Origin of the sequence: Thermococcus camini, assembly GCF_904067545.1 — an archaeon.
Lineage (GTDB): Archaea > Methanobacteriota_B > Thermococci > Thermococcales > Thermococcaceae > Thermococcus > Thermococcus camini.
Map to the genome: position 1 here is coordinate 127,840 of NZ_LR881183.1, position 20,583 is coordinate 148,422.

The 20,583-nt window shown below is 53.1% G+C and carries 15 protein-coding genes; 9 read left to right on the forward strand and 6 right to left on the reverse strand.

Going from position 1 to position 20,583, the window contains the following annotated elements; all coding sequences use genetic code 11:
- Nucleotides 1-19 precede the first annotated feature (19 nt).
- The 3 genes from trmBL1 (at nt 20) to TIRI35C_RS00625 (ending at nt 5,426) form a co-directional block, all read left to right on the forward strand.
- The gene (gene trmBL1 / locus TIRI35C_RS00615) at nt 20-1,042 is read left to right on the forward strand and encodes an HTH-type sugar sensing transcriptional regulator TrmBL1 (RefSeq protein WP_188201362.1); all 1,023 of its coding nucleotides are present in this window, start codon (nt 20-22) and stop codon (nt 1,040-1,042) included.
- 56 nt (nt 1,043-1,098) lie between these two features.
- Nucleotides 1,099-2,448: a glycogen synthase gene (locus tag TIRI35C_RS00620; protein ID WP_188202890.1), complete on the forward strand. Its 1,350-nt coding sequence runs from the start codon at nt 1,099-1,101 to the stop codon at nt 2,446-2,448.
- Nucleotides 2,449-2,558: 110 nt separating this feature from the next.
- The gene (locus tag TIRI35C_RS00625) at nt 2,559-5,426 is read left to right on the forward strand and encodes an ABC transporter substrate-binding protein (protein ID WP_246454628.1); all 2,868 of its coding nucleotides are present in this window, start codon (nt 2,559-2,561) and stop codon (nt 5,424-5,426) included.
- Nucleotides 5,427-5,437: 11 nt separating this feature from the next.
- On the opposite strand, the gene TIRI35C_RS00630 is transcribed toward TIRI35C_RS00625, so the two are convergent.
- On the reverse strand, nt 5,438-5,800 hold the full coding sequence (locus TIRI35C_RS00630) for a ribonuclease P protein component 2 (RefSeq protein ID WP_188202892.1): 363 nt from the start codon (nt 5,798-5,800) through the stop codon (nt 5,438-5,440).
- Nucleotides 5,801-5,873: 73 nt separating this feature from the next.
- On the opposite strand from TIRI35C_RS00630, the gene TIRI35C_RS00635 reads away from it, so the two are divergent.
- The 3 genes from TIRI35C_RS00635 to TIRI35C_RS00645 all read left to right on the forward strand — a co-directional run bounded on the left by TIRI35C_RS00635 (nt 5,874) and on the right by TIRI35C_RS00645 (nt 8,052).
- Nucleotides 5,874-6,959, forward strand: a complete 1,086-nt coding sequence (locus tag TIRI35C_RS00635) for a radical SAM protein (RefSeq protein WP_188202893.1) — start codon at nt 5,874-5,876, stop codon at nt 6,957-6,959.
- 124 nt (nt 6,960-7,083) lie between these two features.
- Nucleotides 7,084-7,863: a hypothetical protein gene (locus TIRI35C_RS00640; protein WP_188201363.1), complete on the forward strand. Its 780-nt coding sequence runs from the start codon at nt 7,084-7,086 to the stop codon at nt 7,861-7,863.
- A gap of 36 nt (nt 7,864-7,899) precedes the next feature.
- Entirely contained in the window at nt 7,900-8,052 is a 153-nt protein-coding gene (locus tag TIRI35C_RS00645) for a hypothetical protein (RefSeq protein ID WP_188201364.1), read from the forward strand.
- A 20-nt stretch (nt 8,053-8,072) separates the two neighbouring features.
- Here the strand turns inward: TIRI35C_RS00645 and TIRI35C_RS00650 are convergent, their stop codons facing one another.
- From TIRI35C_RS00650 to ileS, 3 genes are all read right to left on the reverse strand, one after another.
- The gene (locus TIRI35C_RS00650) at nt 8,073-8,843 is read right to left on the reverse strand and encodes a DUF655 domain-containing protein (protein WP_188201365.1); all 771 of its coding nucleotides are present in this window, start codon (nt 8,841-8,843) and stop codon (nt 8,073-8,075) included.
- 20 nt (nt 8,844-8,863) lie between these two features.
- A complete protein-coding gene (locus tag TIRI35C_RS00655; protein WP_188201366.1) occupies nt 8,864-11,038 on the reverse strand; it encodes a DEAD/DEAH box helicase in 2,175 nt (724 codons plus the stop codon).
- Nucleotides 11,039-11,137: 99 nt separating this feature from the next.
- On the reverse strand, nt 11,138-14,335 hold the full coding sequence (ileS, locus tag TIRI35C_RS00660) for an isoleucine--tRNA ligase (protein ID WP_188201367.1): 3,198 nt from the start codon (nt 14,333-14,335) through the stop codon (nt 11,138-11,140).
- 503 nt (nt 14,336-14,838) lie between these two features.
- Between ileS and TIRI35C_RS00665 the strand changes: the two genes are divergently transcribed.
- The gene (locus tag TIRI35C_RS00665) at nt 14,839-15,918 is read left to right on the forward strand and encodes a hypothetical protein (protein ID WP_188201368.1); all 1,080 of its coding nucleotides are present in this window, start codon (nt 14,839-14,841) and stop codon (nt 15,916-15,918) included.
- A 123-nt stretch (nt 15,919-16,041) separates the two neighbouring features.
- The gene (locus tag TIRI35C_RS00670; RefSeq protein ID WP_188201369.1) at nt 16,042-17,460 is read left to right on the forward strand and encodes a COG1470 family protein; all 1,419 of its coding nucleotides are present in this window, start codon (nt 16,042-16,044) and stop codon (nt 17,458-17,460) included.
- Here the strand turns inward: TIRI35C_RS00670 and TIRI35C_RS00675 are convergent.
- Both TIRI35C_RS00675 and TIRI35C_RS00680 read right to left on the reverse strand, forming a co-directional pair.
- Nucleotides 17,457-18,293: a DMT family transporter gene (locus tag TIRI35C_RS00675; protein ID WP_188201370.1), complete on the reverse strand. Its 837-nt coding sequence runs from the start codon at nt 18,291-18,293 to the stop codon at nt 17,457-17,459. The genes TIRI35C_RS00670 and TIRI35C_RS00675 overlap by 4 nt on opposite strands.
- A 30-nt stretch (nt 18,294-18,323) precedes the next feature.
- Nucleotides 18,324-18,632 carry a hypothetical protein gene (locus TIRI35C_RS00680; protein WP_188202894.1) on the reverse strand — a complete coding sequence of 103 codons (309 nt, stop codon included), beginning with the start codon at nt 18,630-18,632 and terminating at the stop codon, nt 18,324-18,326.
- A 125-nt stretch (nt 18,633-18,757) separates the two neighbouring features.
- On the opposite strand from TIRI35C_RS00680, the gene TIRI35C_RS00685 reads away from it, so the two are divergent.
- Entirely contained in the window at nt 18,758-20,494 is a 1,737-nt protein-coding gene (locus tag TIRI35C_RS00685; RefSeq protein ID WP_188201371.1) for a glycoside hydrolase, read from the forward strand.
- Nucleotides 20,495-20,583: the final 89 nt, after the last annotated feature.

The following is a 20,583-nucleotide window of genomic DNA, read 5'->3' on the forward strand; positions in this document are numbered from 1 at the left end:
AAAGATTGGAGGTTTTGGTATGAACGAAGAGGAAATAGTTGAAAAGCTTCAGAAGCTCGGTCTCACGAAGTACGAGAGTTTAGCTTACATAACGCTCCTCAAACTCGGCCCGAGCAAGGCTACGGACATAACGAAGGAGAGCGGTATTCCCCACACGAGGGTTTACGACGTCCTCAGTTCCCTCCACAGGAAGGGATTTGTTGACGTCATGCAGGGCTCCCCCCGTCTGTACAAGCCTGTCAACCCTGAGGTTGTTCTGGAGAAAATAAAGGAGGACTTCATAGAGGACGTTGAGAACCTCAAGGTAGCCTTCCTTGAACTCTACCGCGAGGTTCACGGCGAGGATTTACCGGAGATATGGACCATCCAGGGCTTTGAAAACACCGTTGAGCGCGCGGAGTACGTGATAAGGACCGCCAAGCACGAGGTTCTGATAAACACTCCCTTTGAGTTCCTCAAGCTGCTCAAGAGCGAGATACGCGCGAGGAAGGACATAGTCTTCGTCATAATCAGCAACTTCGATGAGATACCAGACTGGCTCAAAGGGAACAACATAATCCTCGCGAGAAGTGGAGGTGCGCCATGGCTCATGGCCAGCTGGATAATCGGCGACATCGACTACGCCCTGTTCTTCGGGGCCCTGCCAAAGGACAAGAGGAGGGAGAAGTTCTACTCCTTCTGGGCCAAGAGCCCCAAGATAATTCAGAACTACATGCACTGGTTCTACACCATCTATCTCGACAACAGCGAGATAATCAAACCCCTCAACTACGCCACGGCACCGAAGCCCCTCTCCCTCGTCAACATTAGGACGCTCATAACCGTCCTCAAGTACGTCGAGCTGCCGAGGAAGATTGAGGTCATCGGAAGGCTCGTTGACACGAAGGAGCCGGTGACCCTGGACGGGGAGATAACCGAATACGAGTACACCCCGCTCACCGCCAACATAACCGTGAATGCCAGCGGAAAGGAATGGAAGATCGGCGGCATCGGCAGCTACTTCGAGGACGTCGAGGGCGAGAAGTTCATCCTCCTCGATTGAACGGTTCTTTTCCTTCTTCATCTCCCATCCACTGGTTCATCAGGTAGGTGATGTCAATGCGGATTCTTATCCTTGGGTTTGAGTATTTGCCCGTTAAGGTTGGCGGCCTCGCCGAGGCAGTAACCAGCATAGCGGAGGGTTTAGTCAAGCTTGGTAACGAGGTCGTCGTTTTCACTCCCGACCACGGGAAGAACCTCGGCGAAGTCTCTGGCTCCTTCAGGGTCTCGACCTTTGGGGGAGAGGTCCCTGTAACAGTCAGAAAGCGCGAGCAGAACGGCGTTACTGTCTACTCCCTCGGAGGGGGACTCCTTAGTGAGAAGGATGTCTACGGCCCGGGCTGGGAGGCCCTATTACGAAAAACCGTCCTCTTTGGAAAGGCCAGTGTGGGACTTATGAACGGGCTGATTGAAACTTTTAAGCCGGACGTAATCCACGCCCACGACTGGCACACGGTCTTTGCCCTCGGCCTTTTGAAGAAGTACTTCGGTATAAGGAGTGTCTTCACCGTCCACAGGCTCAACAAGGCGAAAATTCCAGCCCACTACTTCCACGATGCAAATCTACCTGAGCTGGCACCGTATCCCGAGATAGACCCCGAGCACACCGCCGGATACATAGCGGATGCCGTAACGACCGTCAGCAGGAGCTATCTGTGGGAGGAATGGGGGTTCTTCAGGCACTTCGAGGGCAAGGCTACTCACGTCTTCAACGGCATAGACTGCTCCTTCTGGAACGAGGAGCTCATGGAGACGAATGACCTGCCCAGGGAGGAAAGGCGGAGGCTTGTTCTGGAGCGCTTCGGCCTGAGCGATGGGAAGGCCTTCATGTTCATAGGGCGCTTTGACAGGGCCCAGAAGGGCGTTGATACGCTCCTGAGGGCAATAGAGGTTTTATCCAGTGACCCCGCCTTTAAGGATATGCGCTTCATAATCATCGGCAAGGGCGATCCGGAGCTTGAGGCCTGGGCCAGAGCCGTGGGAAACCGCTTCTCCGAGAACGTCAGGGTGATTACCGAGCTCCTCAGCAGAGAGACCGTCAGAGAGCTCTACGGCTCGGTGGACTTTGTTATAATTCCCTCCTACTTCGAGCCCTTCGGTCTAGTCCAGCTTGAAGCCATGTGCCTTGGAGCGATACCCATAGGCAGCGCCGTTGGAGGTATAAAAGACACGGTGATAGACATCAACTCCGGCCAGAACGCCACCGGGATCCTCGTCCCGCCGAGGGATGCCTTTGCCCTAGCCAGGGCAATGGTGTTTGCCAAGGAGCTGGACGAAGAGACATTGAGAAAGCTCCGTGAGAACGGAAAGAGGAGGGCAAGGGGGGACTTCACGTGGGAGAACGCCTGCAGAAGATACATGAGGGTTTACGAGGGCGCCGTTGACAAGGCGGTTCCCTTCCTCCTTTGAGGTTTCCATTTTTTGCTAACTTGCTTATTGAGTAACTAAAATCTGAATAGAAAATTCTTTTAAATACTCTTCTGGACAGACCATAGTGTTACTGTATGGAGGTGGAATAAATGAAACGGTTCGCCGCGGTGTTGATGGTTCTGCTGTTGGCCGCTGCTGCCGTGCCTGGGGTGCGGGCAAAGGCGGTCTCAAGGGACGTCTATTACGGAGCCAACGCCCTTGGACTAACTTACTACACGCCGGAGAGCCTGGCGCCGATGTTCAACTGGACCACCAAGGAGATCGGTTACCTCCTGCTCATGACCCAGTACACTGACCCGGCTACCAACGCCACCGTCGTCATCAACAGTGCCGACCAGTACTGGGATCTTCAGAGGCTTGGACTGGCGATGGGACTGATGGACAGTGTCAGGATTTTCCTCGTCGAAAACTGGGAGTTCTACCCGGTCAACAAACAAAGGGTTACCGACATCATCAGCGACCCGAGTGTTGGTATCGCCAGCAGGTGGAGCATAATGAGCGCCAAGACTCCAGACAAGCACCTAAGAGTGGGTCAGTCTGCTTCGATTGGGTCACTCTTTGCGGATTCGTTCAATCCCGTTGGGGGGATTACGGACTATTACGGTGAAAAGGTCTGGAACCTCATCCATGACACCGGTGGAACCATCAACTTCGACGGTCTCTACGTCCCGTACAGGTGCAAGTGGACCCTCGAGAAGGGTAATTTCGTCGTCCCGAACAACGCCGTGATTTACAATCAAACAAGGGGCTGGATTGCAGCTCATGCCGGCGAGACGGCTAACGTCAAGGTCACCGTCACCTGTGACATGGGTGAGTGGCAGAACGGCGTGAAGATGACCGTTGACGACATCAAGAACTACATAGCCTTCTACTACACCTGGGCTTTTATTGATGTCTCCCATGACCCGTATTACGACAGCTCTCTCAGTGACACGGCCGCCAAATACCGGACCTACCTCGGCTTCCAGTTCACTGACAACGGTTACGTGGTTTACGGTAACTACGTCCACCCGTTCGCGGACGACGTTACCGCTGGCAACTACATCATCTACCCGAGCATGCCGTGGGAGATGTACTGGGCCATGGGAGAGCTGGTGGCCAATGGGGGTGCTTATGGAATCACTCGCAGGTACTCCTTCAGTAGCAGCGGTGAGAACCTCGTGCAGCTCGACCTCCTCACCAAGCAGCACGTCGATGACCTCGCCAAGGTTCTTCAGGCCATCTCCTCCAGCGGGGCCATGAGCACGTTCCCGGGCATCGACTGGAGTGCGGCCACGTCGAGGATAAATGCTGACCTGGACTTCTATTCCACCTACGACCACTTCGTTATCAGCAACGGTCCGTACATTCTTGACATGTACTCCCCGGAGAACCTCTACCTCAAGCTCGTCAAGTTCAATGGTCAGAGGAGCACCTTCAATAATGATCCAATGCTCCCGAAGGATGGTTATGCCGACGTTATAGAGTACCAGGGTGTCCAGAACGAAGATACCCTTCTCCTCCTGGTTGCTGAAGGCGAGTTCGACATTGGACTCTTCGCCTTTGGCGCCAACAAGTACCAGGGCCTTAGTCCAGACCTCCTGTCCAACCTTAGTCTTTATAATGTGGCTTCTTCCTCCGTTGATCTGACCCTCAACCCCTACCATGACCCGGACAAAGATGCTCCTATCGTGACCCTTGATACCGGGATCTACTTCAATCCCTTCGCGGTCAGGGAGATACGCTTTGCCCTCAACTACCTCGTGAGCCGCAGGTACATAGTTGATAATATCTTCCATGGTGGGGCTGCCCCGGCCCTTAGCGGCATCACCCCGAGCGATCCTGCCTCCAAATACTTCACCCCTGTCTACCGCGCCCTCGGACTCACTGAGGAGGGGGACTTCAACTACGCCATGAGACTCATCGACGAGGGAATGAAGAATGCTATGGAGCAGGTCGCCAGGTACGGCCACATCCTTGAGAAGAGGGACGATGGTTTCTGGTACTTTGACGGCCAGCCGGTTGAGGTTAAGTTCGTTATCCGTACCGAGGATGAGAAGAAGGACATTGGTCTGTACGTCTCTGATTTAATCGAAAACTACATGGGGTTCAAGGTTGATAGGATGCTTCTTGACAGGCAGAAGGCGAGTGAGATTGTTTTCAGGAAGCCGATTAGCAATTACGAGTGGAATCTCTACACTGGTGGTTGGGGTGCTGGTGGTCTTGGAAGCATGTACCCTGACTGGCAGATTTACTACTGGTACTCACCGCTCGGCTACTACCCGAACTTCCAGGACCCCAGGCACCAGCCTGAGGTTAATGTAGGCGACGTCCTGAAGGCCATTGGGAAGCAGTACGCTAGTATTGGCTCGTATTCCCAGGCCGTTCAGAACGCCGGCAGGGTTTTCTTTGTGTTCAACAACCTGGGCAGTCCAGACGCCTTTTCGACGGCGCAGTACATGTCCCGTACACTCCCCCTGGACGTCCGTACTGTTTCCAGACTGTCAGGGGAGTTCTCCATGGAAGAGGCCCTCAAGGGAGACGTGGTTATATCCGTTGGCGGGCCTCTGGTCAACGAGGTGACCGCAGAGTACGAGAACCTGGCCCTCGTTCATATGGAGATCGGTAACGGCAACATAACCATAGTTTCGCCGCAGGGGAACTTTGTATGGCTGGTTCCCAACCCGTGGTGGAACGTTACCCGGGGATACTTCATAATCCAGTTCTTCAATGACAGAACCACCGGGGCCCTGGTCGTAACCATCTATGGCACCGATGCAGACAGCACCGCCGCGGGAACGTACTACTTCCTCACCCACGTCTATCAGAACCTCGACGCCTATGGGGACATCAACTACCTCGTGGGCCTTTGGAGCGACACCGAGTTCGGTTCGGATATACCCCTTCCAGGTTCAAGCCAAGGCGACACCAGCGGATTCAGCGCGGGCGACGACATTACAATAGTCGCTATGGGGTGATTCTTTCCCTTTTATTTCCACCCGTAATCAGCTAAGAACTTTCTTTTCAGTCTTTTTATCGTTCCAGAGACGCCTAGGGTTCTGAAAATGGCCCTTGAGCCGTTTATATGGGTGACCAGCGTCAGGGCGAAGCGAAGCTCCTCCACGTGCTTCCTGTCAACCCTTACGATTCCTGTCTGGCTCTTTTCATCAAAGCGGATGAACCAGGGTTTGGCCTTGGCGGAGCCTAGGGTTCCGAGGGCGGAAAGGCTCGCGTCCCATATGGCCCTCTTTACTTCCTCCTTCTTAAACGGTCTCTCCCCGATGACCTGAAAGGCTATGTAGCGGCGCTTGTCCCTCAGGGTAGGTGGTAAATACTTCGGTTTCTCCCTCATAGGCATCTGCTCAACTTTGTCCGCCAACCTTTTTAAATCCCTTGCCCCGTGTAGGGTTAGCGAGGTGAGTTGGTTGGTCTGGGAGACGCCTTACTTCTCCTATGCAGTTCGTGAGCTGCCGAAGGGCTGCCAGCTCTGCGTTAGGGGTGAGAAGCTCGTCCTCTTCACGACTGGAAAGTGCCCGAGGGACTGCTTCTACTGCCCGCTGAGCGAGACGCGGAGGGGAGACGTCGTCTACGCCAACGAGAGGCCCGTCAAAAGCCTGGACGACATCATCGAGGAGGCCCTTCTGATGGAGGCCAGGGGGGCTGGCGTCACCGGCGGCGACCCCCTGGCAAGGCTCGACAGGACGGTCGAGTACATCAGGCTCCTTAAGGAGGCCTTTGGTGAAAGTTTCCACGTCCACCTCTACACGACGGGCGCTCTGGCCACCAAGAAGAACCTCGAAAAGCTCTACGACGCTGGCCTGGACGAGATACGCTTCCACCCGGACCTATTCAATCCGAACTCAAGGCTCTTCAAGGTCGAAATCGAGAACATTCGCAACGCCTTCGACTTCGACTGGGACGTTGGGGGAGAAATCCCCTCGATTCCCGGTCAGTTCGAGAGGATGAGGCGGTACGCTGACTTCCTCGACAATCTCGGAGCGAAGTTTCTCAACGTGAACGAGCTTGAGTTCAGCGAGACGAACCTCAGGGCGATCCTCGACAGGGGGTACAGGCCGATAAGCGACGAGAGCGCCGCCATAAAGGGCTCCCTTGAGCTAGGCTTAAGGCTCCTAGAGTGGGGTGAGGAGAACACATCGCTGAGCTACCACCTGTGCACGGCCAAGCTGAAGGACGCCGTCCAGCTCAAGAACAGGCTGAGGAGGATGGCGAGGAACGTAGCGAAACCTTACATGGAGATAACCGAGGACGGGACGCTCCGGTTTGGGATTGCCGAATACGACGACCTCGACGAGCTCTACACGCTCCTCGTTGAGGAGGCGGAGGTTCCTGCGGAGTGGCTCTACCTCAACCGTGAGAAAGGAAGGATAGAGATGCCTGAAGAGGTTGCCGTCGAGCTGGCAGAGGCGATTGAAGGCGACGTGAGGTTCTTCATCGTTGAGGAGTATCCGACCTTCGACAGGCTTGAGGTGGAGAGGATTCCGCTGCCTTAGTTCATTCCCATTTCCCTGTGGTTTACTCTTTTGAGTTGCAGGTTCTGGGGGCGTAGGTAACTTACGGGGGCATAAGTTGTAGGGGTTTCGAAAAGGTTATTTACCCCCGGGAATATTAACGGCCATGAGGGTTTTCATCAGGGACTACCTCATCCCGTGGCTTCTCGTTCCGGCCTTCTGGTTCGCCCTGTGGACTCTCTCCTCCCAAACGAGGAAAAACCTCAACGCCGTGAACCTTTTCGCAGGTGTCCTGTTACTGGTTCCCTTTCTCCTCGTGGCGCTTCACTTCGTTGGAAAGGCCCTTGAACGCTACGGATACTCGCGGGAGGACATCAAAAGACTGCCCGAGATAATCGAAAAGACCCACGGGAGGCTTTACCTTTCCAGAGAGATCTTTGATATAATCGGAAAAACACTCGTCTTCTGGGGCCTCTTCGCGAGCGCCCTGATGATGACCGGAGACCCGGTGAAGGGAATCCTGAACGGGGTTGCTATATTCGCCAGAATCTTTGCCTTCTTCGTTCTCCTTGTTTCCATGGTCATCTGGGTCCTGGGGCTTCCCTTTGCCCTCTACGGGTTATTCAAGGGGAAGGAACCAAATAGAGGTTTTTTGATTGAGCTAACAATAAGACAGAACCTTTTTTATACGGCAGTCCTCGTCGCGGTCAGGCTCATCGCGCTCCACTCGGGCTATCCATCCGGTAGTGACCCTATTGGGGAGCTCATGGCCTTCGGGCGGAAAACGGAATTGGTGGTCCCACTGCTAGAGCTTTCCGGGTTAAACTTCCTCTTTGGCCTCGCTGGCCTCTACGGGCCGAGGAAGAGCAGAAAGCTGACTGCTTTAATCTTAACGCTTATCGTTGTTGCCCAGCTGTGGGTGGCGTGGGGACTGTTCTTTGGATGAGGCAAATGTTAAGTAGTGAGAGGCCAAGTCTTCAACATGGCATGCAAGGAGCACACTTCAAGACGGGAGATGAAAGGTAATTTTGATGTTCTGATGATTGCATTCGGAACTATGAGTGAGGAAGAAGTTGAGAGATTCAGGGAAATGCTGAAAGAAGTTGAAGAGTGGATGAATGAGTGGGTTCCTTGAAGGACATATGTTGTTAATTGTTAATAAAAGTTTATCATTTTCATTTTTGTACAGTCTTTGGGTCTAACGAACAAATAGTACCGGGGTTTCTTTGCTATTTCCAGTATAATCCGATTTGTTATCGCATCTATAACTGGAATGCCAGTTCTCATAATGATGTCAAAATAGCTCTCAAATGGTCTCTTCTGACGCTCTTCTAGAAATTTATCTAAATCTCTCATTTGAACCTTTGCCAGCAATAGTAATCCATGTTTGGTGGGGAGTTGTCCGACAGTGTTAAAGAATTTAATGAATATCTCTTCTTGATTTCTTACGATATTCCCCAAAACAAAGGGCAACCAGAATTTCGAGTTTTTTGTTAGGTTTTCATAGTGAATAGTTCGGCGAATGTATTGCACAACATCTCTGTTCTCCTTTCCGATATATACTCTATCGCCAACACTGATGCTCTCACCGATTATACTAACTTCAAACAGCTTAAAATAACTCTCTCCAATAATTTGGGCAATAACACCGCTTTCCCTGTCAGCAATCACGTCCAAGATGTAGCCATACTCCTCATACATTTTGGGTCCACATGGCTTGGCAGCAGGATTATTGACTATGAAGCGCACTCCTTGAGGTTTGCGAGAATAGCTCGAACACCAGTGGTTTGGTTTTCTTTTTCCATCCCACTTAAGGCAGAAACCATTGAGGTACCATAAGCAAGTGGAGCATCTTTTTCTTTGACCAGATATTCCAAATTCTCTATATGCACGGAGACTCCTCCCAAATTCTTTTGAGTGCCCCATAATTTCCTCTCCTGTGCTTATTAGGTGTTTGAATTTATTTCTCCATATTTTTCAAGGTACTTCTCCATTGCTCTGTAGCAGATGTCCTTGACGTTCAGCTCGATTAGCTCAATCTTCTTTTCTTTCAGTTCGCTGTTTTCGTTGAAGTTGTAGTAGTTGAACTGAGGTTCTATTCTTATCTTTATCCCACTAGCGGACGCAGAAAAATAAGCTTTCACCACAATAGCTTTGCTTCTTTTGTTGTGATTAGTTTCGAGGTAAATATCTCCGAAGATTTCCTCATTCTCCCTGATTTTCTCCTTCATGTCTTCGATGATACTTTCGAGATTTTCAATTAGGAATACGTTGGTGAACAACCTCAAGAATCCTTTTCTATCAAACCAGAGAAGCACAGATCTAGAATCGGATGCTTGATTTTCTAAACTTTCTTTTCTGAGCCGTTCAAGCTCCATGAGCACCATATCTGAAAGCCTCTCAGGGTCGTAGAAGTAGAAAAGCCTGTCCTCCCGTATCAGCCTGTCGAAGTCCCTCACGACTTTTCCTCTGTTTAGCCTCTTCTCAACATTCTTCATGGTCTTCTTGAGTTCCTCGCTAAACGCCCTTAAGATAGGTTTTGTGACTATCAGGAATGCCCATTCTTCAAATTCCTCCCGGTATAGTTCTCCAAACACCTGTTTAAGAGTTCTTTCAAACGTTTCGCTCGATTTAAGGGCGCTTAGGTAGTACTCTACGGGGTCTCTTGGCTCGTCTCCCTGCGTTAGCAACATGTACGACGCCCATTTTGAGTTCAGCATCTTGGTGGTTTCTCTGATGTAGTCGAGAAGCCTCTGGATTGTCAGCTTCTCCTCCAGGTTGAGCAGGATGTAGCTCACATCAACTCCTTCCCAGTAAAGGTTCCGGACGGCTTCGCTCAGGTCCCCGTATTCTTCGGTCTTGGGGGTCATGGTGATCACAAAAACCTTTGTGCTCATCGGGCTCGAAACTCTGATCAGCCTTCCGAGCCTCTGATAGAACCTCAGCGGGCTCCTTGGAACGTCGGTCATTACCAGAACCCCTGCCTCGGGAATGTCCACTCCCTCCTCTCCAACGAGCGTTGAGATTATTAGGTGGACATCGCCTTTTTTGGCCCTAAGAAGTAACTCCTTTCTCTGTTCCCTCGAAAGATCGCTCGTCAGGACTTCAACTTTGTGGTGTGGTACTTTAAGCCCCCTGACTATGGCGTCTTTAAACTCGTACGCGGTGGCCTTCCGCGATGTAAAGACAATAACCGGCCTTAGCTTTGGGTTTTCTTCGGGGTTGTACACTGTCAGAACGTCGAGCAGTGCACGGGCTTTGTGTGAGGGTTCGTCACCCCTGCAGAAGCCGTTAATTTCCTCTGCATGTTGGGATACCGTTATGTTCCCCTTTTCTACTGCCCTAGAAAAGCTCTCGCAGAACGCCTTTTTTCCGTACCTTGAAAACGTTCTTTCGAGGAAGTAGAGTGTCTTTGCGTCCCCCGGCAGCCTCCCGAAGTACAGCAGGTCGTACAGTTTCCTCTCCCTTTCGTCTAACTCTGAGTCGAATATGTCCACAAGTGCTTTGGGAGGATTAAATTTAGAGTCAATCTTACTGAGCTCCTGAAAATCGTAGTGGAGCAGTTTTAACTCCCCAACAACTTTCCCGATTTTGCTAACGCTAGCCTTGTAAGCCTTTTCACTCGGTAGCAGCGCCGTGAACCCGATGACAACTTTTGGCCTTAGCTCTGGGATAAGCTCGTTGTAGTACTTCCCAGTAATCGCGTGGTGAACCTCGTCTATTATTACGGCATCAAACTCTCCCTGAAGGTTTGAAACGCACTTTAAAGCCGTCTGGGGCGTTGAAATGACCACCTTGTAGTTCCTTAAAAAGCTCCAGCAGTTCCCCTCGTACTCCTTGCCGGTTTTCACCAACAGTTTCCACTTTGGGTGCATCTGGTCACAGAGAAAACGAGTTGGCTCCAAGACAAGTATCCTCTTATATCCCCTGCTGAGTAAATACTCTGCCGCCAGCATTTCAAGGATGGTCTTTCCGCTCCCAGTTGGCATTGACACCGTGATAAATCTCTCTCCCCGCCCCAACTGGTTTATGAGATCCTCAGCTACTGCCTCCTGATACCTGTGAAGGGTGAACCTAAATGCGTTTTCAAGTTTTCTGTTAAACTCTGGGATAAACTCCATAATTGTCCACCACATAAAGCGGCGTCCAAGGAAATTTATACTTTTTGGTGTTACAACTACAAGAATGGCTGGAAGTTAAAAGAGAAAATTCAAAAAGCCTCACTCCACCCTCTCAATCCCTATCTTCGCCTGGACTTCTGGCCACTCAACCACGTAGCCCTTCGCCTCGCCGAAGATTACCTCGGTTGCCCTCGTCTCCTTCTTCACGTAGTTGAGGTTCTCGCTGAGCAGTTCGCGGTTCTCTTCGCTCGTCTCTATCGTAACAACTATCCTGTCGTTGACGTCGAGGTCGAGCCTCTTCCTCATCTCCTGTATCCTGCGCACGAACTCTCTCGCGAGGCCCTCAGCGAGGAGCTCCCTCGTGAGTGTCTTGTCAATGAACACTCTCCCGCCCTCGAAGTCCTCAGCAACGAAGAAGTCCGGCAGTTTTTCCTCTATGCTCAGGTGCTCCTTCGTGAGGTGGAAGGTCTTTCCTTCGAGCTCGACGTCCATCTCACCGGCCTCATAGAGCTCCCTGCCGTGCTCGCCTATCCATGCTATTACGAGCCTGGCGTCGCCCTTGAACTCAGGGCCAACCTTGGCGAAGTTGGGCTTTATGACGAGCTCGCGCTCCACCTTTCCTACAACAACTTCCTTGGCGTTGAGCTGGTCGCGCAGGATTCTGTTGAGCCTCTCGACTGCCTTGGCGACGGTTTCATCCTCCGTCTCTATGATTATCCTCCTGACCGGGTAGCGGAGCTTTATCTTGGCCCTCTGCCTTGCCGAAGAGCCTGCCTCGACTATCCTTCTGACGTACTCCATCTCGTGCTCAAGCTCCTCGTCCCTTGCCCCCTCATCAGCCTTGGGCCAGTCGAGCATGTGGACGCTCTCGACACCGAGGAACGGCCTCAGCATGTTCTGATATATCTCCTCGGCTATGTACGGGGTAAACGGTGCCATGAGCCTCAGCAGTATATCAAAGACCTTCCAGACGGTGTAGTAGGCGGCGAGCTTGTCCGGGTCGTCGCCCTCCACCCACATGCGCTTCCTGATGAGCCTCACGTACCACCTGCTGAGGTCCTCAACGACGAAGTGGTATATCGCCCTGGTGGCCCTTGTGAGCCTGAAGGTCTCAATTCCCTCGGTGACGTCGCCTATGAGCCCGTTGGCCCTGCTGAGTATCCACTTATCTTCCTCCCTGAACGGAAGCTCCTCTGGAACCTTCGTCGGGTCAAAGCTGTCGAGGCTCATGTAGGTGGCACTCAGAACATACACGTTCCAGAGTATGTTGAGCATCCTCTTGACCTGTGCTAATCCCTTCCAGCTGAAGCGCAGGTTCTCCCATGGGTTCGTCGCCCAGAGCATGTAGAACCTGAAGGGATCCCTTCCCTCCTTCTGGACGACCTCCTCTGGCCGTATGATGTTGCCGAGGCTCTTGCTCATCTTGTCGCCCTTCTCGTCGAGGACGTAGCCGTGCATCGCCACGTGCCTGTAGGGGACTGTGTCAAAGGCTATGACGCTGGCGGCCTGCTGGGAGTAGAACCACTTGGTTACCTGGTCCTCGCCCTCGACTATGAAATCTGCCGGCCAGAGCTTCCTGAAGTTCTCCTCCGTTCTCGGGTAGTCCAGCGAAGCCCAGCTCGCTATTCCGCTGTCGAACCACACATCTACGACGTCCTTGACGCGGCGCATCTCCTTGCCGTTGACCTTTATGATGAATGCATCGACGTAGGGCCTGTGTAAATCCTCCGGGCCGAGCTTCTCTTCGATGACCTTGAGCTTCTCGTCGTAATCCTCGGGGAGTTCAACGCGCTCGCCGTTAACCTCTATCGCAACGGCCAGCTCAACTAATTCCTTGAACGAGCCAACGACGTATATCTCCCCGTCCTTGCTCTGCCATATCGGTAGCGGTATTCCCCAGTAGCGCTGCCTGCTTATGACCCAATCGCCCGAGTTCATGACACCGTTGTCGTAGCGCACCTTCACCCAGTCCGGATACCAGGTCACCTTATCGTCGTTCTCGGCTATTATCCTGTCCTTCACCCTGCTGACCTTGAGGAACCACTGGTCGGTGGCGCGGAATATCAGTGGAGTCTTACAGCGCCAGCAGTGCGGGTACTTGTGCTCTATCGTTCCGGCCTTCACGAGATAGCCCTTCTCGCGAAGGTGCTCTATTATCTTCGGGTCTGCATCTTTAACGTAGGTTCCCTTCCACCTTCCCTCGGTGTAGCGTCCCTCGTCGTCGACAGGGCTGTAAACAGGGAGCCCGTACTCCCTTCCGACCTCGTAGTCCTCCTCACCGTGGCCCGGTGCAGTGTGGACTAAGCCGGTACCGTCCCCGAGGGTGACGTGCTCGCCGAGGATAACCCTGTGAGCCCACTCGTATCCCTCGCGGAACTCCTTCTGTGCCGGGTACTCGTCCATCAGCACGTGAACGTAGCGGAGTCCCTCAAGCTCCTCGCCCTTGAACTCCTCGACTATCTCTCCCTTAACGCCGACCTCGTTCAAAACCCTCTCAACGAGGGCCTTCGCTATTATCCAGTACTCCTCTCCGTTCTCGGTCTCGACCCTGACCTTGGCGTAGTCATACTCCGGGTGAACGGCAACCGCTAAGTTCGCCGGGAGCGTCCAGGGGGTAGTCGTCCAGATGAGGAGGTACTCGTTCTCCCTGCCCTCAACAGGGAACTTGACGTATATGCTCGGATCCTCCCTTATCTTGTACTCGCCGCGGACCTCGTGTTCAGCCAAAGCAGTCTCACAGCGCGGGCACCAGTGTAAAACCCTCTTGTCCTTCTCAAGGAGGCCCTTTTCCCAGGCCCTCTTGAGCGTGAACCAGCCCGATTCTATGTACTCGTTCTTTATTGTCATGTAAGGATTGTCCCAGTCCATCCATATGCCAAGCATCTTGAACTGCTCGGTCATGATTTTGAGGTTGTTGAGGGCAAACTCCTTACACTTGCGTATGAAGTTGTCAACGCCTATCTCGGTCTCTATGTCCTTCTTGGTCTTCAGGCCTAGGGCCTGCTCGACCTTGACCTCTATTGGCAATCCGTGCATGTCGAAGCCCGGCTGCCTTCTAACGTTGTAGCCCTGCATGGTCCTGAACCTTATCACCATGTCCTTGATTATCTTGTTCCAGGCGGTACCGAGGTGTATTGCACCGCTGACGTAGGGCGGCCCGTCGAGGAAGTAGTACTTCGGGCCCTTTGCCCTGCTTTCCTTAACCTTCTCATAGGTGTCCTTCTCCCTCCAAAAGCGCTCGACCTTTTCCTCAAGCTTCCCTGGGTTATACTCCCTAAACTCCGGTTCCTTTATCATGTCAAAACCCTCCAGAAATGATAGTTATAACTACCCTAGAACAGGGGGACTCAAGCCGCGAAACGGGCGAAGCGAAGGATAAAACACTCCCCCCTCATGGGCATCGGGGCAGAATTGGGGAGTGAGCTTATAAGGTTTTCGTGTCCCCTGCCGGGGGTCAGCTCCTTGGCGAGGGGGGACATCACATGCTACTTTACATTTGGTATGCAGTATTTGCAATTCTCTCCCAATTAGGATTTTACTTTTTTGCAGATACTACATGTTGCGCATTAAGGTTTTGGATATCTTTTAATTTATTATATCAGTTCCGTTTGCTTGAAAATATGATGAAATAATGTGAACTTTTTTATTATTGGGACTTTTAGTAACGAAAATTTTAAATAACATTTCTTTATTATATGGTCATGGAAATAAAAATTATGCCAAAATTTGAACTTGCCCCTGCTGAAATCGAACCCTCCAATGATTGAATTTGAACAACTCCTACCGAGGAGGGATGGGTCATGGCAGGGGCAAAGGTCTGGAAGGCCCTCTTCGTGATGTTTGTTAGCCTTGCCATGGTAGCGGTGCCCTTTGTCAGCGCCGATACAGAGGCCAGCAGTGGTGGACAGTTCAGCATTGGAGCAGTGGCCCCGCAGATCACCGACGTTAAGTTCTACCTTGACGACCACACTACCCAGACCACCAGTGCAACGCCGGGCAATGCGTACTGGATAGACATAACGATCAGCGACGTTAACACAATGGACGACATAAAGGAGATAACCATATGGTTCTACTACGACACGAACAACACCAAGGTCGGCCCGCTTCCGGCGGGGGGTACTGACCCGAGCAACTATGTGATACTCAAGTACATCAGGACACCCTTCAGCGACCAGCCGGGAACCTGGAAGTTCTACGACGCCACCGGCAACGAGATTGGCACCACCTTTGGAACCTGGCAGATAGTGGAGCAGGCAGATCCACAGACCTGGGACCAGAGCACAGGTACCTTCAGTCTCAAGATAATCGTTGGTAAGACCGCAAGAGAGGCCAACGATGGAGTGGCCGCGGGTGACTGGGACTTCCAGGTGAAGGCCCTGGACAATGAGAACCTTGAGAGCAGTGTTTACACCGGCTACGGGTACACCATCAACTGGTACGGCGAGATCTGGGTCACCGACAGCTTCGCCTTTGGCACCGTCAATCCGCAGAGCAATGACAACGCGCTGACTTCTCCAAGCACAGGATACCTGGATGTCTACGTCATCAGCAACGGTAACTACGACGTCAACGTCAAGAGCGATGCTACTTGGACGGGCGTTAACAACAACACCCGGAGCGTCCAGGTGGTCACTGCCCCGCCTGGAGACAAGCAAATACTCCTCAAGATCAATGTCAACAATGATGCATCAGCTGCAGGCGCCATAGCGAGTACCTATACCCTCTGGCTGGACAACCAGAACGGCCCGACCGGTGACGGTGACGCCAGCGCCGGCAATGGTGCCCACCACACGGCCTACCTCTGGCTCGACGTCGGCAGCAACATCGACCAGGACACCTACGTTGGACACGTATACTTCCAGGTGACCAACGCCTGAAGCCCATAAATCTTTTCCTTTTTGATTTTTGTCAGTTTTTTTATTCTCGGGCCATTTTCTGCCACAACGATTCACCACAGGGTTTAAATACTTTAAGTGTTTAAAATTGGTGGGGGTGGTTCGATGAAGCGGGCGGTGTTGGGTCTGTTGCCGCTCCTCCTTGTTCTCCTAACGGCTTCGATGGCCACGGCGTACATCGGTGTCTCGGGAGATTTCTACGCGCACACGTATCAGGTTCCCATTGGGGGCACCCTCAGCGGCTCGAAGGTCGTCATCAGCAACCCATCCAACGAAACCATCCACGTTAGAATGGTGTATCAGGTGAATCCCCAGACTGATCTCCTGAGGGTGGAGTTCTCGGAGAAAGAGTTCACACTCGAGCCCGGCGAAAGAAAGGTCGTCTACGTTACCTTAAAAGCTGCCCCGAACTGTCCCCCTGGGAACTACACCGTTGTGGTGGGCGGTGAGGAGATAAAGCAGGTTGGAAACGAGAGCATAGCAACGCCATCGGGCGCCCTGAAGGCCACCGTGGTGGTGACGGGCGAGGGTTCAACTGTTCGGGTGGTCGTGGTTGACGTTACCGGAAACGTGGTCCCGGTTGATACAGTGCTTCTTTCTCTTCCTTCCAGGTACCCAATAAAGCGCACGGACACCGGTAGGCTGGAGGCAGTAGTGGCACCAGGAAAATACCGCGTTGAGGCGTACCTCGCCGGCAATTTCCTGAACTCCACGGAGTTCGAGGTCGGCCCGAACGAAGAGAAGGAGATTAAACTGGTTGTTAGAACGGTTTACTTCCTGGCCTTTGACGCCACCCCCGCCACGAACGCCGAGGGCAGGATAGGCTACGCCTACGTCGTTTCAACCGTCCGCAACCTGTTCCGACCCCTCAAGAACGCAGAGATAGTCCTCAGCGTTGCTTACAACGGAAAGCCGCTGGAGAACGTCAGCGTCTCCAGGATACCCCTCCTCCCCCTCAACGACACGGAGTTCAAGTACAACTACGTCCCCACCGATGGCTGGAGGCCTGGGACGTACTCCTTCCAGATGCTCCTCTACTCAAACGGGCAGCTCTATGCTAGGACGGACGTTAAGAGCCTTGAAGTAACCCCCGAGATGGCCGGTGTCAGCGCGGCCCCAGGCCCTGGCGTGGCGGGGGGAAATGAAAACCGCTATATCTACATCGGTCTGGCCGCAGTGGTAGTGATCCTAGTGGCTCTGTTCCTGATGAGGAAGAAGGGCCCCATAAAGATTGTCGATGCCAGGGCAGGGGATGGTAAGCTGAAGGTGAGGGTTGAGAATACATCCAAGAATGACGCGATGCTGCTGCGCCTCAGGGTTCTTGCCCTGCCCAGCAAAGTGGAGGTAGCTGACATCAAGAAACCCAAACTGGTGGATGGTTCGAAGAAGCTCCCCGGAAAGTCCATTGGGATCATCGAAGTCCCGGACGAGGATGGATCCATCATGGAGGCAATGGAGAGCGGGGGAGTTATTGTCAGGGTTGAGACCAACATAGGCGTTGGCGAGGCAAAGTTCAAGGTTTAGCCTCTTTCCTCTTTTCTAACCTCGTTCCATATCCCCGCCATTATCAGTGCCGCACCCAGGTAGCCCTTGGCGCTTAGGATTTCTCCTATTGTTAAGAACGCCGCTATATGCCCGAATATCGGCTCGGCGGAGTATATCAGCGCCGCCTTGTGGGCCTTCGTGTTCCTCTGGTGTTTCACCTGGAGGGTAAAGGCTATCACAGTGGCGAAGATTGACGTGTACAGCACCCCCGCCCAGGGCAGCGGTTCCCCGGGAACGATGAAGGGCTCAAACAGGAGGGCGAAAACCAGCGAAAAGACAAAGTTCCAGGTTATCTGCCAGAATGCTAAGCTGAGGTAGTCCTTCTCCCCGAACTTCTGAACCAGTACTATCTGGAAGGCGAAGCTGAGGGCGCAGAGGACGGTGAGCATGTCGCCGTAGTTGAAGTCCAGGCTCGCCCCGGAGATGAGGTAGAGGCCGGTTAGGGCTATTGCGAGTGAGAGAATGTCTCTGAGTTTGAGCCTGTCCCGGAGAATGAAATACGCTATGAACGGCGTGAATACGACGTAGAGCGAAGTGATGAAGGCGGAGTTTGAGGCGGTGGTGTATTTGAGTCCCACTATCTGGAAGCCGTGACCGAAGAAGAGTGTCAGCCCGAGGATGAAGCCCTCCCTGAAAGTCTCCCGCCTCAAAACCTTCGAGCGGAAAAGGAGGAGCATCAAAAGCGAAGCGATGCCAAAGCGGTAAGCCAAAAAGAGTATCGGTGGCATATAATCGAGGCTAACCTTCATAGCGGGGAACGTGAAGCCCCATATCGCGGTGATGCCGAGAAGCACTAGTTCGGAGCGGTTCATCGCATGGATTAAGGGGGAGGATTTAAAAGATTATTCACCCGGCCCATTGACGCAGGACATGTTCATCGCCAGAAGGCTTTCCACGTACCCGGACTCTAGGTTTTCCTTTATTTTATCCGCTAAGGCTTTGAACTCCTCGAGACTTAGCGGTTTCTTCGTTTTAAGCCACTTGATTTTCCCGTCGTTCTTGTCGAAGATAACGATTTCTCCCTCCGTGATTAGGGGCACGTAGTTCATCTTTATCCCGTAGAGCTCCTCGGCAAAGGTCAGCTTGGCCCTCATGAGCTCGAGGTAGTTCGCCAGGTCATCCCCCAGAATCTTCCTGAATTCGCGCTCCATCATCCCACCGCTGGTATCTCAATGCACAGGTTTATTAACCTATCGGGCAGGTGTGGGTAAAAATGTCTCTCTTTTTCTGACGAAACCCAAATAAGGGTCAGGAATGTATCACCAACGGTGAGACAATGGAGATGAAGTATGCCCACCACTTTCACGCCTACCAGCCCGGCGACATAGTTTACGTTAAAGACGGCGACGGAGGCAAGCCCATCGAGTACGAGGAGAGGAAGAGCCCCGTCGCGATAAGAATCCGCGGAGAAGAAGTTAGGGGTGAGAACTGGACGAGGGCGATGCTATATTCCTACGAGCACATAGCTGATACCCTCTCGCGCATGAAGGGGGTTAGTATTGACATAGAACCCTTCACGTTTCTGATGCTCCTCCGCTACCATAAAAGCACTTTCGAGGACGCCGTTGAGCTTCTCCGTAGGTTCGATGCCGTTCCAACGACGCCTTTCCACCCGATAGTCCCCCACCTCGATGAGTTTGAGCAGAGAATCCTCGCGAGGGTCTCCTTTGACTTCTACGCCCCTCTGATTAAGGATAAGCCCGTAATAGGCTACTGGCTTCCCGAGGCCGTGATAACGAGAAGAACCGCCGAGATCATCGAGTCCTCAACGGACAGAAGGCTGGTCTTCCTCCTCGACGAGAGGCAGCTCCTCTACGACTTCCCCCAGGCGAAGCACTCCTGCAACCGCTACGGCAACTCCTTCGTCTTCGGAAGGGAGTGGGGCATAAGCGATGCCTTCGCCTTCAACACCCTCGACGTTCCCGGTCTGGTCTCGGCCACTCTCTCCTACCGCGACGACCACAAGGAAAGGCTTGGCGTCCCCTATCTAATCTTCACCGCCAGCGACCTTGAGAGCCTTCTCGGCAATCCGGCACAGCTCGACCGCTTCACCGCATGGATGGAGGGGCTTGAGGCGAACGGCGTCGAGAGGGTCTCGGCGATGGAGTTCGTGAGGAGGAAGCTCTCCGGCGAGTTCAAGCGCTTGGACGGCGAGTGCTCCTTCGGGATTGAAGTTAAGGATTACTCCTCCTGGAGCGACTACTTCGGCTTGAGCACCGACGGCAAGACTAGCGACTCCAGATGGCTGGGCTACAGAAGAGCCGACGGAAAGGTCTTCGCAAGGGAAGTAAACGGCAGGAAGATTTCTCAGCTCTGGAAGGTCGCCTTCACGAGGCTCTTTGAGGAGCTGAACAGAACCGTCAGGCTGGGGGTTCTGAGGGGCCTCGAAGACCTCGGCGTAGGGCCCTCAAATGCCCAGGAGTTCCTCGTCCGCTACGCGAGGATTTTCTTCAGGGACTACTACGATTACTTTGATATGGAAACCTCCCCCGATTACGTCCTCGAGCCGGCCAACGGCGAGGGAGACGCTTTAAAGCTTGGCAGGGTTTACTACCTCATGCTCCTCGCCAACCACTCCTGCCCGCGCTTCTGGGAGAACCTGGACACGCGCGTCGCCTTCGGCAACGTCTCGGTAATGGCCAAGGCTCTCATCGAGCTTATGGAGTACTTCGATGGGAACGAGCTCCGGAGCCTCTTCGTGGGGGCTTACCTCAAGCTCCTCAACTTCGAGAGCCTCTACCACCTCTGGAACCTTGGGACGATGCCTTCTCTGGAGGGCGGGGAGACTGATGAGAGGGCATGGCTCGATGCGCTCAGTTCGGAGGTGCCCAACAGTGCTTACAACGTCGTCACTAGGGCGGCCCTCTACGTTGGAAAGCGCAATTTGAGGGGCGAGCTCAGGACCCTAATAGGGCACTACAACCTCGACTGGGCCGTTGCAGATACCGGCCACATCCCGGGTGAGGTTCACGGGGAGTGGGAGAATTGGGGGTGGTGTGAACACAGGGGATGATGTTGCCCACCTCTCTGACGTTTGGTTATTTAATTTTGTTAGCCTAATCTTTAAAACTGGATGGGTCTATCCCAGAATGACCAAGGACG

Excerpts from the sequence above, each read along its gene's own strand:
- trmBL1 (WP_188201362.1), top strand. The coding sequence starts at position 20 with ATGAACGAAGAGGAAATAGTTGAAAAGCTTCAGAAGCTCGGTCTCACG.
- TIRI35C_RS00620 (WP_188202890.1), top strand. The coding sequence starts at position 1,099 with ATGCGGATTCTTATCCTTGGGTTTGAGTATTTGCCCGTTAAGGTTGGC.
- TIRI35C_RS00625 (WP_246454628.1), top strand. The coding sequence starts at position 2,559 with ATGAAACGGTTCGCCGCGGTGTTGATGGTTCTGCTGTTGGCCGCTGCT.
- TIRI35C_RS00630 (WP_188202892.1), bottom strand. The coding sequence starts at position 5,800 with ATGAGGGAGAAACCGAAGTATTTACCACCTACCCTGAGGGACAAGCGC.
- TIRI35C_RS00640 (WP_188201363.1), top strand. The coding sequence starts at position 7,084 with ATGAGGGTTTTCATCAGGGACTACCTCATCCCGTGGCTTCTCGTTCCG.
- TIRI35C_RS00645 (WP_188201364.1), top strand. The coding sequence starts at position 7,900 with ATGGCATGCAAGGAGCACACTTCAAGACGGGAGATGAAAGGTAATTTT.
- TIRI35C_RS00650 (WP_188201365.1), bottom strand. The coding sequence starts at position 8,843 with ATGGGGCACTCAAAAGAATTTGGGAGGAGTCTCCGTGCATATAGAGAA.
- TIRI35C_RS00655 (WP_188201366.1), bottom strand. The coding sequence starts at position 11,038 with ATGGAGTTTATCCCAGAGTTTAACAGAAAACTTGAAAACGCATTTAGG.
- ileS (WP_188201367.1), bottom strand. The coding sequence starts at position 14,335 with ATGATAAAGGAACCGGAGTTTAGGGAGTATAACCCAGGGAAGCTTGAG.
- TIRI35C_RS00665 (WP_188201368.1), top strand. The coding sequence starts at position 14,839 with ATGGCAGGGGCAAAGGTCTGGAAGGCCCTCTTCGTGATGTTTGTTAGC.
- TIRI35C_RS00670 (WP_188201369.1), top strand. The coding sequence starts at position 16,042 with ATGAAGCGGGCGGTGTTGGGTCTGTTGCCGCTCCTCCTTGTTCTCCTA.
- TIRI35C_RS00675 (WP_188201370.1), bottom strand. The coding sequence starts at position 18,293 with ATGAACCGCTCCGAACTAGTGCTTCTCGGCATCACCGCGATATGGGGC.
- TIRI35C_RS00680 (WP_188202894.1), bottom strand. The coding sequence starts at position 18,632 with ATGGAGCGCGAATTCAGGAAGATTCTGGGGGATGACCTGGCGAACTAC.
- TIRI35C_RS00685 (WP_188201371.1), top strand. The coding sequence starts at position 18,758 with ATGGAGATGAAGTATGCCCACCACTTTCACGCCTACCAGCCCGGCGAC.